Here is a 13,721-nt window from a genome sequence, read left to right as displayed (position 1 = left end):
CCACCCGAGGGGCGCCCGGCTGGATCAGGGAGCCGGGGAGGGTCATCCAGGCGGGCAGGGGTGGGTCGGAGTCGGGTGAGCGGCGTGGGTTGGGCAGCGGGTTGTCGTCAGTCATCAGTGCGTTTCTCCGCCGGTTCCTCGTAGTCGTCCCCCACCGCGACGTCGCCGTCGTCGGTGCCCGTCCAGGTCACGTGCAGCTCCCCCAGCGGCTCGACCTGGTCGAACGTGACCGCAGACTCGCGGAAGAGCTCGAGCACGGCCAGGAAGCGTGCGATCACCTCGATCGTGCCCTCGCAGTCGGCGGTGAGGGCGCGGAAGGTGGCCCGCCGCATCCGGCGCAGGTGCATGACCAGGATGGCGGCCTGCTCCTTGACGCTGGCGAGCGGCTGGTAGATGTGGCCGACGCTCACGGTGGGCGGCAGCTTGGGGGTGAACGCCTTGGCCGCGATGCGGGCGAGCTGCTCGGGCCCGATGCCGAGGATCAGCTCGGGCAGCAGGTTGGCGAACTGCTCCTCCATCGGCACCGTACGCGGGAAGCGCAGCGCCTCCTCGGCCATCCGCCCGGCGAAGACCTTGGCCACTTCCTTGTAGGCCTTGTACTGCAGCAGCCGCGCGAACAGCAGGTCTCTGGCCTCGAGCAGCGCCAGGTCCTCTTCGTCCTCGACCTCGCCCGACGGCAGCAGCCTGGCCGCCTTGAGGTCGAGCAGGGTCGCCGCGACCAGCAGGAAGTGGCTGGTCTGGTCGAGGTCCCACTCGGGCCCCCGCGACTTGATGTACGCGATGAACTCGTCGGTGACCTTGGAGAGCGAGACCTCGGTGATGTCGAGCTTGTGCTTGGCGATGAGGCCGAGGAGCAGGTCGAAGGGGCCCTCGAAGACGTCCAGATGAACCTGGAAGCCCTGGGTCTCGGTCTGCTCTGCGGTCACCTGGCCATTGTGGCAGGCGCGGGCCAGCGCGAGAGCACCTCGCGGGCCAGCTCACGGTAGGCGTTGGCGCCGAGCGACGACGGGTCGAACGTCGTGATGGGCTCGCCCGCCACGGTGGCGTCGGGGAAGCGCACCGTACGGTTGATCACGGTGTGGAACACCTTGTCGCCGAACGCCTCCACGACCCGGGCCAGCACCTCGCGGCCGTGCAGGGTGCGGGCGTCGTACATGGTGGCGAGCAGGCCCTCGATCTCGAGGTCCTCGTTGAGCCGCTCCTGCACCTTGGAGATGGTGTCCATGAGCAGCGCGACACCGCGCAGCGCGAAGAACTCGCACTCCAGCGGCACCATGACGCCGTGGGCGCAGGTGAGGGCGTTGATGGTGAGCAGGCCGAGCGACGGCTGGCAGTCGATGAGGCAGACGTCGTAGTGGGGCAGCAGCGGCTTGATGACGCGGCCGAGCACCTGCTCGCGGGCGACCTCGGTGACGAGCTGCACTTCGGCGGCGGACAGGTCGATGTTGCTGGGCAGCAGGTCGAGGCCGTCGACGCCGGTCTCGAGCAGGACGTCTTCGGCGGTGACCCCGCGCTCCATCAGCAGGTTGTAGACGGTCAGGTCGAGCTGCAGCGGGTTGATGCCGAGCCCGACGGAGAGCGCGCCCTGCGGGTCGAAGTCGACCAGGAGTACCTTGAGGCCGTATTCGACCAGCGCGGCGCCGAGATTGATGGTGGTCGTGGTCTTGCCGACGCCACCCTTCTGGTTGACCATCGCGACCACGCGCGCCGGGCCGTGCACCGCAGGGGGCACCGGCTCGGGGAACACGGGTCTGGGCCGCTGTGTCGGGCCCAGATTGACGCCGTTGGAGGGCGCGTTGGTCTTGGTGTCGCCCCAGGGGTTGTCGGGGGTCCCCGGGGTCGAACCCTTGGTCGTCACAGTCACCAGCTCGAACCTCCCTGACGATCCCGAACCGGACCGTCCGGACGGACACTATGGCGTCACCACTTAACGCGGCAAGGCGGCACGCCGTGGGCGGCGCACGTCCCAAAAGACTATAGATCACTGCCGGGCGCGCGGATGCGCGGCGGCGTAGACCTCACGGAGCTTGTCGACCGTGACCAGGGTGTAGACCTGCGTGGTCGTCACCGAGGCGTGGCCGAGCAGCTCCTGCACCACCCTAACGTCCGCGCCGCCGTCCAAAAGGTGAGTTGCGAAGGAATGCCGGAGTACGTGGGGGCTTATCCCGTCGAGTCCGGCTCGTTCGGCTGCGGCCTGCAACACCTCCCACGCGCCCTGCCTGGTCAGCCGCCCGCCGCGGGCGTTGAGGAAGACGGCGGGGGTGCCGCGGCCGTGGGCGAGCAGCCCCGGCCTGGCGCGTACGAGGTAGGCGTCCAGCGCGGCCCACGCGTAGCGGCCCAGCGGCACGATGCGGGTGCGGCCGCCCTTGCCGCGCAGGCGCACCTGGTCGTCCTCAAGGTCGTCCACGGCCAGCCCGACGGCCTCGGAGATGCGGGCGCCGGTGCCGTAGAGGACTTCGAGCAGGGCCCTGTTGCGCAGCGTGAGCGGCGCGCCGTCGGGGCCGGACGCGGCGATGAGGCGTTCGACCTCGGCGACGCCGATGGCCTTGGGCAGGCGGCGCAGCCGGCGGGGCGGGCGTACCTCGTGGGCGGGGTCGTGGGCCGTCACGCCTTCGCGCAGGGCGAAGCGGTGCAGCCCGCGCACGGCGGAGACCGCGCGGGCCGCGGAGCTGGCCACGAGGGCGGGGTGCTCGCCGTCGCCCTCGCGCAGCGCGGCGAGGAAGGCCTGGACGTCGGCCTCCCCCACCTGGTCGAGCTCCAGGCGCCCGCGCGCCTGGAGGTGGTCGACGTAGCGGCGCAGGTCACGGCGGTAGGACGCGAGCGTGTTGGCAGCCAGACCTCGTTCGACCGCGAGATGGGCGAGGTAGCTGGAGAGCACTGCCTCCACGAACAGGTCCTTCCGTCACGCCTCCGGAGCGTCGGCGGGGCGCAACAGGGCGAACCCCTCAACCGATGCCGCATATGCGGCGAGGATACCGGCCACGGCCGTGGAATTGTGGATCATACCCATGAGGGCCTTCTCCACCGCGTCGGCCAGCGGCACCCATTCGATCGGCATGCCGATCTCCTCGTGCCGCTGGACGAAGTCGTTGTCCTCGTCGGGGATCTTGGTCAGGCCACGGGCGAGGAACACCCTGACCCGCTCGTCGGTCATGCCGGGCGACGAGCGCAGGTCGGCCAGGGTGTACCAGGTCTCGGCGCGGTAGCCGGCCTCCTCGGCGAGCTCGCGCGCGGCGGTCTCGACCAGCGGTTCGCCCGCCACGTCGCGGATCCCGGCGGGCAGCTCCCACATCAGGTGGCGGGTGGGGTGGCGGTATTGCCTGATGAGCAGGACGCGGTCGTGCTCGTCGAGGGCGAGCGCGGCGACGGCTCCTGGATGGACGACGTAGTCGCGCTCGGCCACCTCGTCGCGGGGCATCCTGACCGTGTCGGTGACGACGTCGATGATGTGACCCTTGAAGCGGTGGCGGGATTCGACGACGTCCCACGACTCGGGCGTGTCCGCGATCAGCCGGCCGCCCGCGGCGCCCTGCGGCGACGAGCCGTTGGGGTGGCCGTTCACGGGTGCACCTTGGCGCTGCCGACGCGGCTGTCGGCGTAGACGAGCGCGGCTCCGACGAGGCTCTTGAACATCGGGTTGGCCCTGGTGGGCCGGGAGCGGAACTCGGGGTGCGCCTGGGTGCCGATGAAGAACGGGTGGATCTCGGGGGGCAGCTCGGTGTACTCGACCAGCCGGCCGTCGGGCGACAGGCCGGAGAAGACCAGGCCGACCTGCTCGAGCCGCTCACGGTAGGCGTTGTTGACCTCGTAGCGGTGGCGGTGGCGCTCGTCGGCCTTGGCCTTGCCGCCGTAGAGGTGCCTGGCCAGCGTGCCCTCGCCGAGCTTGGCGGTGTAGCTGCCGAGCCGCATGGTGCCGCCCATGTCGCGCTCGCCGGCGATGACGTCTTCCTGGTCGGCCATGGTGGAGATGACCGGGTGCTTGGTGTCGGGGTCGAACTCGGAGGAGTTGGCGTCCTCGATGCCGGCCATGTTGCGGGCGGCCTCGATGACCATGCCCTGCATGCCGAGGCAGATGCCGAGCAGCGGGATCTTGTTCTCGCGGGCGTGGCGGATGGCGCCGATCTTGCCCTCGATGCCGCGGACGCCGAAGCCGCCGGGGATCAGCACGCCGTCGACGCCGTCGAGCTCGCGCTCGGCGCCCTCGGGGGTCTCGCAGTCGTCGCTCTTGACCCAGCGGATGTTGACGCGGGCGTCGTTGGCGAAGCCGCCGGCGCGCAGCGCCTCGGTGACCGAGAGGTACGCGTCCGGCAAATCGATATATTTCCCGACGAGGGCGATCGTGACCTCCTTGGCCGGGCGGTGCACCCGGCGCAGGAGCTGCTCCCACTCGGTCCAGTCGACGTCGCGGAAGGGCAGGCCGAGCCGGCGCACGACGTACGCGTCGAGACCCTCGGCGTGGAGCACCTTCGGGATGTCGTAGATCGAGGCCGCGTCGACCGCGGAGACGACGGCGTCCTCGTCGACGTCGCACATCAGGCTGATCTTGCGCTTGATGGCCGTCTGCACCGGCCGGTCGGAGCGCAGCACGATCGCGTCGGGCTGGATGCCGATGCTGCGCAGCGCGGCCACGCTGTGCTGGGTCGGCTTGGTCTTGAGCTCGCCCGACGGCCCGATGTACGGCAGCAGCGACACGTGCAGGAAGAACACGTTGTCGCGGCCCACCTCGTGCCTGATCTGGCGGACGGCCTCCAGGAACGGCTGGGACTCGATGTCGCCGACCGTGCCGCCCACCTCGGTGATGACCACGTCCACGTCAGGACCGGCCATGCCCCGGATGCGGTCCTTGATCTCGTTGGTGATGTGCGGGATGACCTGCACGGTGTCGCCCAGGTATTCGCCGCGGCGCTCCTTGGCGATGACGTTGGAGTAGACCTGCCCGGTGGTCACGTTGGCCGAGCCGAGCAGGCTGGTGTCGAGGAACCGCTCGTAGTGGCCGACGTCGAGGTCGGTCTCGGCACCGTCGTCGGTGACGAACACCTCGCCGTGCTGGAACGGGTTCATGGTGCCGGGGTCGACGTTGAGGTAAGGGTCGAGCTTCTGCATGGTGACCCTGAGACCGCGCCCCTTGAGAAGGCGACCGAGGCTGGATGCCGTGAGCCCCTTGCCGAGACTGGAGGCGACACCGCCGGTGACGAACAGATGCTTGGTTTGCGATGCGCTGCGCAAAGGGGCTCCCGTGGCTCGAGGTGTGGTCGAAGTGTCCACGGGCTCTCAGGATATCAAACAACGCCCCTCACATGCCCGAACGGCTTGACCTAGCGGTAACTTTGGTCCCTATGTCACTCGTTCGGCGGGCTTTGGGCGCGTTGATTCACCGTACGTACACGGCGATCCGGCATGCCGGGGCGATCACTCCGTCCACTCCCGCGGGCTACCGATTCGGCCGGCTCGGCGACGGTGTCAGCATCGCCTTCCCCCCTGGCGCGATCTTCGGCGAGCGGTGGATGGAGATCGGCGAGCACACGCTCGTGGGCGAGCGGGTGTCGCTGTCGTGCGGCATGATGCCGGGTCACGACCTCGGCGACGGCTCCGTCCTGCGCATCGGCGGCGGCTGCTCGATCGGCAGGGGCTCCCACATCGTCGCGCACCAGTCCATCGACATCGGCGACCACGTCTTCACCGGCCCGTACGTCTACATCACCGACCAGAACCACGTCTACGACGACCCCGAGGTGCCGATCGGCCGGCAGTGGCCGCGCAACAGCCCGGTCTCCATCGGCGCCGGCTCCTGGCTGGGCGCGGGCGCGATCATCCTGCCGGGCACCACGCTGGGCCGCCAGTGCGTGGTGGCGGGCGGCGCGGTGGTGCGCGGCGAGTTCCCCGACCACAGTGTTGTGGCGGGTGTGCCGGCCAGGCGGGTCCGCGGCTACACGCCCGAGATGGGATGGCACGCGCCCGTCACGTTCGACGCGACGACCTGAGCTCCAGGGGATGGACCGAACAAGCTTCTGACCGTTAGCGTCGGTTCATGCGCACCGCGATAAGTGAGCGTTTAGGGATCGAGTTTCCGCTCTTCGCCTTCAGCCACTGCCGCGACGTGGTGGCCGCCGTCACGAACGCGGGCGGGTTCGGGGTGCTGGGCGCGGTCGCGTACTCGCCCGAGCAGCTCGACACCGAGCTGACGTGGCTGGACGAGCGGGTGGGCGGCCGGCCGTACGGGGTGGACGTGCTCGTCCCCGGAAAGATCGACTCATCGGCGCACGACCGGCGCGTGCACCTCATGGACGCCGTCCCCGACCGGCACCGCGACTTCGTCACCCACCTGCTGACCAAATACGGCGTCAGCGCGCCCGGCCGGCCGATGAGCGCCACCGCCGACGAGATGGGCAGGCGGGTCACCGCGGCCGGCGCGACCGGGCTGATCGACGTGGCGCTGAAGCACCGCATCGGGCTGATCGCCAGCGCCCTGGGCCCGCCGCCGCCCGAGATGGTGACGAAGGCCAGGGAGGCGGGCGTGCCGGTGGCGGCCCTGGTGGGCACCGTCGAGCACGCGCGCAGGCAGGTCGAGGCCGGCGCCGACCTCATCGTGGCGCAGGGCACGGAGGCGGGCGGCCACACCGGCGACGTCTCCACGATGGTGCTGGTGCCGCAGGTCGTGGACGCGGTCGCGCCGGTGCCCGTGCTGGCCGCGGGCGGCATCGCGTCGGGGCGGCAGATGGCGGCGGCCATGGCGCTCGGCGCGGAGGGCGTGTGGTGCGGCTCGCTCTGGCTGACGACCGAGGAGGCGGAGACCTCTCCGGCGGTCAAGCGGAAGCTGCTGGCCGCCTCGTCGCTGGACACCGTACGGTCGCGCTCCCGTACGGGGAAGCCGGCCCGCCAGCTCAAGTCCGCCTGGACCGAGGAGTGGGACTCCGGGCAGGAGAGCCCCGGCCCGCTGGGCATGCCGCTGCAGCTGCTGCTGGCCGAGGGCGCGATGGCGCGGATCGGCGCGGCGGCGGAGAAGGGCGAGCCCGGCGCCGTGGAGCTGGTCAACTACTTCGTCGGGCAGGTGGTCGGCCAGCTCGACCAGGTACGCCCGGCCAGGGAGGTCGTCTACGACCTGGTCAGCGAGTTCGGCGAGGCGGTCGAACGGCTGGGCCGCCTCACGGCGGACTGACGCGGCCGGGCTCACGCCGCCTGGCGGCCTTGACGCGGGCTGACGCGGCGGGGTGGCCGCACGGCTGAGTGACGGCGGGGGCGAGCGCGGCTCCCCCGCCCTTTCCGCCCACCCCAAGGCGTTGCCAAGCCGGCGGCAAGAGGTACCCTGCGCCTGTGGTCGGGACCCCGCCTGAGCTGGAGCGCGGCACCGGCGTCCCCGCGCACGTGCAGATCGAGCGCTGGCTGCTCGACTCGATCGCCGGAGGCGAGCTGGCGCCGGGTGACCGGCTGCCCGGCGAGCGGGAGCTGGCCGGGCGGCTCGGCGTGAGCAGGATGACGCTCAGGCAGGCGCTCGCCACCCTCGAACGCGACGGCGTGCTGCTGCGCGTGCCCGGCAGGTCGGGCGGCGCGTTCGTGGCGGAGCCGCCGCCGGGACCGCGCATCGAGTGCGACCTGACGGGGCTGGCCGGGTTCACCGAGCAGATGCGCCGGGCCCACCTACGGGCCGAGGCGCGCATCCTGCGGGCCGCCACCGTGCCCGCACCGGCCGCCGCCGCGGTGGCGCTCGGCGTCCCCGCGGGCGAGCCGGTGCACGAGGTGGCGCGGGTACGCTCGGCGGGCCGCTCCCCCGTCGCGCTGGAGCGCTCCTACTTCCCCGCCCTGCCAGGACTGCTCGACCAGGACCTGACCGGCTCCCTGTACGACCTGCTCGCCGCCCGCTACGACCTGCGCCCTCGCACGGCGGTCGAACATCTCGACCCGGTGGTCGCCGAGCCGGGCGACGCGGCGGAGCTGGGCATCGAGGCGGGCGCGCCGCTCATGCTGATCGAGCGCACCGCCTACGCGGCGGGCGGCGTCCCCGTGGAGTACGCGCTCGACCTGTTCCGCCCCGACCGGGTGCGCATCTCCGTACGCAGCGGCGTCACGGCACCACCGGCCCCTTGACCACGGTGCCGGGCACCCACCGGCCCTCCACCTCGACCTCGACGGGCGCGCCCGGCGCGCTCTCGTCCGCCGGCAGGTAGGCGTAGGCGATGGAGGCGCGGGCGGTGTAGCCGTAGCCGCCGGAGGTGACGCGGGAGACGACGCGGCCGGCGAGGCGTACCGGCTCGTTGCCGAGGGCGACGATGCGCGGGTCGTCCAGCGTCAGGCAGCGCAGCCGGCGCGCGGGACGGGGGTCGAGCGCGTCCTTACCGAGGAAGTCCTTGTCGGGTTTGACGCAGAAGCCGAGGCCCGCCTCGTACGGTGTCGTCTCGGGCCCGAGGTCGGCGCCCCACACCCGGTAGCCCTTCTCCAGGCGCAGGCTGTCGATGGCCCGGTAGCCGCCGGCCACCAGCCCGTGCGGTCGTCCCGCCGCCCAGAGCGTCTGCCAGAGCGCGAGCCCGTACTCGCTGGAGCAGTACAGCTCCCAGCCGTGCTCCCCCACGAACGTCACCCGCAGCGCCAGCACCGGCACGTCCCCCACGGTGAGCTCGCGCGCCGTCATGAACGGGTGGTCGGCGGGCTCGGGCGTCAGCCCGGCGAGCACGTCGCGGGCGCGCGGCCCCCACAGCGCGAAGCAGGCGTACTGGCCGGTCACGTCGGCGATCCTGACGTCCGCGCTCGTGCGGGCGGCCTGCTTGCGCAGCCAGCCGAGGTCGTGGGCGCCGAACGCGGTGCCGGTGACGACGAGGAACTCCCGCTCGCCGCGCCGGGTGACGGTGAAGTCGCACTCGATGCCGCCGCGCCGGTTGAGCGCCTGCGTGTACGTGACGGCGCCGACGTCGCGGGCGATCCGGTTGTCGCACACCCATTCCAGCAGCTCGGCGGCGTCGGGCCCGGTCACCTCGATCTTGGCGAACGAGCTCTCGTCGAACAGCCCGGCCGCCGTACGCGTGGCGCGGTGCTCCGCCCCGATCGCCGGCGACCAGGACCGCCCTGCCCACCCGGCGGGCCGCTCGTCCTCGCCAGGCGTCTCGTTGGCGGTGTAGTGGTTGACCCGCTCCCAGCCGGACTTCTCGCCGAAGGCGGCGCCGTGCGCGGCGTGCCAGCCGTAGGCGGGCGAGACCCGCAGCGGCCGGCCCGCCGAGCGCTCGTGCCCGGGGTAGCGGATGTCGTAGTACGTCTCGTAGTTCTCGACCGCCCGCTTGAGCGTGTACGACGGCGAGCTGTAGTGGCGGCCGAAGCGGCGCACGTCCATGTGCCACAGGTCCATGCCGGGCTCGCCCTCGACGATCCACTCGGCCATGACCTTGCCGATGCCGCCCGCGCCCGCGATGCCGTGCGCGCAGAACCCGGCCGCCACGAAGAACCCGCCGACCTCGGTCTCCCCCAGGCAGAACTCGTTGTCGGGGGTGAACGCCTCGGGCCCGTTGATCAGCTTGCGGATGCCGACGTCGGCCATCGCGGGCACGCGGACGCGCGAGTTGTCGGAGATCTCCTCGAACCTGGGCCAGTCCTCGGGCAGCAGGCGGCCGTTGAAGTCGGCGGGGATCGCGTCGTACGCGTCCGGTCCCGCGGTCCAGGGGGCGCAGCGGCGCTCGTAGCCGCCCATGACCAGGCCGCGCACCTCCTGCCGGTAGTAGACGAGCAGGTCGGGGTCGCGCAGCGTGGGCAGGTTCGCGTGGTCGTGGAAGGCGTCGGTCACCACGTACTGGTGCGACATGGGCACGATCGGGACGCGCACCCCTGCCATGCGGCCGATCTCGGCGGCGAACATGCCGCCGCAGTTGACCACGATCTCGCAGGCGATGTCGCCCTGGTCCGTGCGCACGCCGGTGACCCGGCCGCCGGTCACCTCGATGCCGAGCACGCGGGTGCCGGTGCGCAGCTTCGCGCCGCCCGCGCGAGCGCGCTCGGCCAGGGCGTAGCAGAGCTGCGACGGGTCGATCTGCCCGTCCGTCGGCAGGTACGCGGCCCCGACCACGCCCTCGGGGTCCATGAGCGGGAACAGCTCGACCACCTCGGCCACCGAGATCTCCTCCAGCGGCAGCCCGAACGTGCGCGCCCAGCCGATCTGGCGGCGGATCTCCTCCATGCGCTCGGGCGTGGAGGCCAGCTTGATGCCGCCGCACTCGGTCCAGCCGGCGTCGAGCGTGCGGTAGAGCTCGACGGAGTACTGGTTCATCCTGGTCAGCGTGGGGTCGGCGCGCAGCTGGCCGACGAGCCCCGCCGAGTGGAAGGTGGAGCCGCTGGTCAGCGCGTCGCGTTCGAGCAGCACCACATCGCGCTCGCCGAGCTGGGTGAGGTGGTAGGCGACGGACGCGCCGCCCACCCCGCCGCCGATGATCACGATGCGGGCCGAGTCGCTCATGGTCGCGAGGCTAACCCGCGTACCTTAAAAGGTCTAGACCGTTTAGGGCGGCGGAGCTAGCATCGAGCATGGCCGCGCCCGAGGTGCTCGATCGCATTCCCTTGCTGTCCGGCGTGCCGCGCTCCGTGGAGGAGCTGCCCGGCGGGCTCACCAACCACAACTACAAGGTCACCACCCCGCGTGGCGCGTACGTCGTGCGCGTGCAGGCCAGCGACGGCGCTCTGCTGGCCATCGACAGGGACGCCGAGCACGCCAACTCGCTCGCCGCGGCAGCGGCGGGGGTCGGGGCGCCGGTGCACGACTATCTGCCCGACCTGGGCGTCCTGGTGGTGGGGTACGTCCCCGCGCGCACGTTCACCGAGGCCGACCTGCACGACCCGGCCAACCTGCCCCGCGTGGCCGAGGCGTGCCGGCGGCTGCACGCGGGCCCGCGGTTCGTCCGTGACTTCGACATGTTCGACGTGCAGCGGCGCTATCTGGCGATCGTCCGCGAGCGCGGCTTCCGGCTGCCGCCCCGCTATCTCGACTTCATGCCCGTCGTCGCCCGGATCAGGGCCTGCCTGGCGGTCAGGGACGAGGGCACCGTGCCGTGCAACAACGACCTGCTGCCCGGCAACATCCTCGACGACGGCGAACGCCTGTGGCTCATCGACTACGAATACTCCGGCAACAACGACGCCTGCTTCGAGCTGGGCAACGTCTGGAGCGAGTCCGGCCTGCCGCCCGGCCACCTGGAGGAGCTGGTCACCGCCTACTACGGCCGCCGCCTGCGCCACAAGATCGCCCGCGCCCGGCTGCTCGGCCTGATGTCCAAGTACGGCTGGACGCTGTGGGCCTCCATCCAGGACGGCGCCAACGACACCATCGACTTCGACTTCTGGTCGTGGGGCATGGAGAAGTACGACCGGGCGCTGACCGAGTTCACCGATCGCGCGCTCGGCGACCTCATGGACGAGGCAGCCAGGCCGGACTGAGGGGCAGACTAGGGGGATGCTCGCCGCTCTGACCGGTTTGGGCCTGTCCACGGCCGCCGGCCTCAACGCCTACATCCCCCTCCTGGTCGTGGGCGTGCTCGCCAACGTCACCGACGCCGTACGCCTGCCCGACGGCTACGCCTGGCTGTCGAACTGGGGCGTGCTCGCGATCATCGCCGTGCTCCTGGCCGCCGAACTCGTGCTGGACAAGGTGCCCGCGATCGACAGCGTCAACGACACCATCCAGACGGTGATCCGCCCGGCCTCCGGCGGCGTGGTCTTCTCCGCCACCGCGGCCGCCGCCGAGTTCGAGCGCTCCGCGTGGATGACCGAGAATCCGTGGGCGGGGTGGCTGATCGGCATCGTGGCGGCGCTGGCCGTCCACGCGGTCAAGTCCCTCGTGCGCCCGGTGGTCAACGCGGGCACGGCCGGGTTCGGCGCGCCGGTGCTGAGCACCGCCGAGGACGCCGGATCGATCGGGATGAGCCTGGTCGCGGTGTTCGCGCCCGTGCTGGTGATCGTCGCGCTGCTGGTGCTGGCCGTGCTCGCCTGGCTGCTGATCCGCCGGGTACGCCGGGTCCGCGCCCGCCGGCGAGAGGTTCGCCCGCCTCGACGGGTCTAGAGGCGGGTTCAGAGCCGGCCTCCAGATGGGGCCTCAGAGGCGGCCTTTGGGCGGTTTTTGGGCAGTTTTTGGGCGGCTTCATAAGCGGTGCAGCCAGCCCTCCACGGCGGTCACGAAGTCCTCGGGACGTTCCTCGTGCAGCCGGTGGCTCGCGCCCTCCCAGCACAGCACCGCCGACGCCGGGTCCTTGAGCAGCCCGCTCTCCCACTGCGCGCGCCCCTGATCGGCCCAGATCGACAGCACCGGGCACCGCCTGCGCGCCAGGTAGTCGTCGCTGGCCGGGCGCACCCCGATGGCGTCCCCGGTGACGAACATGGCCTCGAACGCCTCCGCCAGCACGTGCGGCGGCATGCCGTACAGGCGGCGCTTGTGCCAGCGCCTGATGAGGGCGGGGGTGGCGGCGTTGGTGCACCACTCGTCGATGCCCTCGGCGGCCTCGTGCGGCCGCTCGCCGCGCAGGCCCGCGATCATGCCGGGAAACCCGGCGGCGATCTCGGCGCTCATGCCGTAGCCGGGGTCGAGGGTGACGAGTGCCCGTACGCGCTCCGGATGCTCGACGGCCAGGATCGAGACCACCTGGCCGCCCATGGAGTGGCCGACGGCCACGACCTGCGGGATGCCGAGCCGGCCGAGCAGGGCGTCGAGGTCGGCGGCCATCGCGCGCGGCGTGTTGCCGGTCTCGGGGACCGACGAGTAGCCGTGGCCGCGCAGGTCCACCGCGATGACGCGGTGCCGTTCCGCGAGGGCGTCGATGTGCCAGGACCACTGGTGGGAGTCGGTGCCCCAGCCGTGCACGAGCAGCAGCGGCGGCGCGCTCATGGCGTCGCCGTCGTCGGTGTAGAAGAGCCTGACGTCGGGTCCGACCTGCGCGTACGGCACCTAGCCTCCGATCTTCGGCGCCAGCGCGACCTCGCCCGCCGTCCATCCGCCGTCCACGGCAAGCTCGGCGCCGGTGACGTACGAGGCGGCGTCGGACAGCAGGAACGCGATCGCCTCCGCGACCTCCTCCGGCTCGCCCCACCGCCCGGCCGGGGCCAGCGGGAACGTGCCCTCCCCCGACACCGCGCCCAGCGGCAGCGTCATGGGGGTGACGATCATCCCGGGATGGACGGAGTTGACGCGGATGCGGTCCTTGGCGAACTCCACCGCCGCGATCTTGGTGAGCCCGCGTACGCCCCACTTCGACGCCCCGTACCCGCCGGTGCCCGGCAGCGCGAACAGCCCCGCGACCGACGACAGGTTGACGATCGCGCCGCCGCCCGACGCCCGCATGGCGCCCAGCACCGCCTTGAGCCCGAGGAACGTGCCGGTCAGGTTGACCTGGATGACCCGCTCGAAGTCGGCCAGTGACTGCTGTTCGATGAGCTGGGCGGTGGCGATGCCGGCGTTGTTGACCAGGCCGTCGAGCCGCCCGTACGCGTCCACGGTCTCCTCCACCACGGCCGCCCAGGCGTCCTCACTCGTCACGTCGTGGGCGATGAACCTGGCGTCCAGCTCCCCGGCGGTGGCCGCGCCCTCCTCGGCGAGCACGTCGGTGAGCACGAGGCGGGCGCCTGCCGCCGCGCACCTCCGGGCGGTCGCCGCTCCCATGCCCCTCGCCCCGCCGGTGATGATGACGACCTTGCCGTCCAGCACGCCTGCCCCGCCCCTTCGTGAGGGTGATCCCTGCCGCCATGTCAGCACAGCGCCCGCTCCC

The 13,721-nt window shown here is 71.8% G+C and carries 13 protein-coding genes; 5 read left to right on the top strand and 8 right to left on the bottom strand.

What is annotated here, in order from left to right:
- Positions 1 to 107 precede the first annotated feature (107 nt).
- The 5 genes from AB0K28_RS07445 to AB0K28_RS07425 all read right to left on the bottom strand — a co-directional run bounded on the left by AB0K28_RS07445 (position 108) and on the right by AB0K28_RS07425 (position 5,226).
- Complete coding sequence (locus AB0K28_RS07445; protein WP_364366270.1) at positions 108 to 926, bottom strand: segregation/condensation protein A; 819 nt, start codon at positions 924 to 926, stop codon at positions 108 to 110.
- Positions 923 to 1,864, bottom strand: a complete 942-nt coding sequence (locus AB0K28_RS07440; protein ID WP_364366268.1) for a ParA family protein — start codon at positions 1,862 to 1,864, stop codon at positions 923 to 925. Before AB0K28_RS07440 ends, AB0K28_RS07445 begins: the two co-directional genes overlap by 4 nt.
- A 117-nt stretch (positions 1,865 to 1,981) precedes the next feature.
- A complete protein-coding gene (locus tag AB0K28_RS07435; RefSeq protein ID WP_364366266.1) occupies positions 1,982 to 2,887 on the bottom strand; it encodes a site-specific tyrosine recombinase XerD in 906 nt (301 codons plus the stop codon).
- 15 nt (positions 2,888 to 2,902) lie between these two features.
- Positions 2,903 to 3,562: an NUDIX hydrolase gene (locus AB0K28_RS07430; RefSeq protein ID WP_364366264.1), complete on the bottom strand. Its 660-nt coding sequence runs from the start codon at positions 3,560 to 3,562 to the stop codon at positions 2,903 to 2,905.
- Positions 3,559 to 5,226: a CTP synthase gene (locus AB0K28_RS07425; RefSeq protein WP_364366262.1), complete on the bottom strand. Its 1,668-nt coding sequence runs from the start codon at positions 5,224 to 5,226 to the stop codon at positions 3,559 to 3,561. The genes AB0K28_RS07430 and AB0K28_RS07425 overlap by 4 nt, the downstream gene beginning before the upstream one ends.
- A 110-nt stretch (positions 5,227 to 5,336) precedes the next feature.
- Here AB0K28_RS07425 and AB0K28_RS07420 point away from each other — a divergent pair, with 110 nt between their 5' ends.
- The 3 genes from AB0K28_RS07420 to AB0K28_RS07410 all read left to right on the top strand — a co-directional run bounded on the left by AB0K28_RS07420 (position 5,337) and on the right by AB0K28_RS07410 (position 8,082).
- Complete coding sequence (locus AB0K28_RS07420) at positions 5,337 to 5,981, top strand: DapH/DapD/GlmU-related protein (protein WP_364366260.1); 645 nt, start codon at positions 5,337 to 5,339, stop codon at positions 5,979 to 5,981.
- A 47-nt stretch (positions 5,982 to 6,028) separates the two neighbouring features.
- Entirely contained in the window at positions 6,029 to 7,156 is a 1,128-nt protein-coding gene (locus tag AB0K28_RS07415; protein ID WP_345401624.1) for a nitronate monooxygenase family protein, read from the top strand.
- A 155-nt stretch (positions 7,157 to 7,311) separates the two neighbouring features.
- Positions 7,312 to 8,082: a GntR family transcriptional regulator gene (locus AB0K28_RS07410; RefSeq protein WP_364366258.1), complete on the top strand. Its 771-nt coding sequence runs from the start codon at positions 7,312 to 7,314 to the stop codon at positions 8,080 to 8,082.
- Here the strand turns inward: AB0K28_RS07410 and AB0K28_RS07405 are convergent.
- Positions 8,060 to 10,429 (bottom strand): FAD-dependent oxidoreductase, encoded by a 2,370-nt coding sequence (locus AB0K28_RS07405; RefSeq protein ID WP_364366256.1) that lies wholly within the window; start codon positions 10,427 to 10,429, stop codon positions 8,060 to 8,062. The two genes, AB0K28_RS07410 and AB0K28_RS07405, sit on opposite strands and share 23 nt — an antisense overlap.
- Positions 10,430 to 10,497: 68 nt before the next feature.
- Between AB0K28_RS07405 and AB0K28_RS07400 the strand changes: the two genes are divergently transcribed.
- Both AB0K28_RS07400 and AB0K28_RS07395 read left to right on the top strand, forming a co-directional pair.
- Positions 10,498 to 11,403 (top strand): phosphotransferase, encoded by a 906-nt coding sequence (locus AB0K28_RS07400; protein WP_364366254.1) that lies wholly within the window; start codon positions 10,498 to 10,500, stop codon positions 11,401 to 11,403.
- Between the two features lie 16 nt (positions 11,404 to 11,419).
- Positions 11,420 to 12,025 carry a DUF4126 domain-containing protein gene (locus AB0K28_RS07395; RefSeq protein ID WP_345401612.1) on the top strand — a complete coding sequence of 202 codons (606 nt, stop codon included), beginning with the start codon at positions 11,420 to 11,422 and terminating at the stop codon, positions 12,023 to 12,025.
- A 78-nt stretch (positions 12,026 to 12,103) separates the two neighbouring features.
- Here the strand turns inward: AB0K28_RS07395 and AB0K28_RS07390 are convergent, their stop codons facing one another.
- Entirely contained in the window at positions 12,104 to 12,904 is an 801-nt protein-coding gene (locus AB0K28_RS07390; RefSeq protein ID WP_364366252.1) for an alpha/beta hydrolase, read from the bottom strand.
- Complete coding sequence (locus AB0K28_RS07385) at positions 12,905 to 13,660, bottom strand: glucose 1-dehydrogenase (RefSeq protein WP_364366250.1); 756 nt, start codon at positions 13,658 to 13,660, stop codon at positions 12,905 to 12,907.
- Positions 13,661 to 13,721 lie beyond the last annotated feature (61 nt).

The organism is Nonomuraea sp. NPDC049504 (genome assembly GCF_040676845.1).
Taxonomy (GTDB): Bacteria; Actinomycetota; Actinomycetes; order Streptosporangiales; family Streptosporangiaceae; genus Nonomuraea; species Nonomuraea salmonea.
This window is presented reverse-complemented; position numbering and strand designations above follow the sequence as displayed.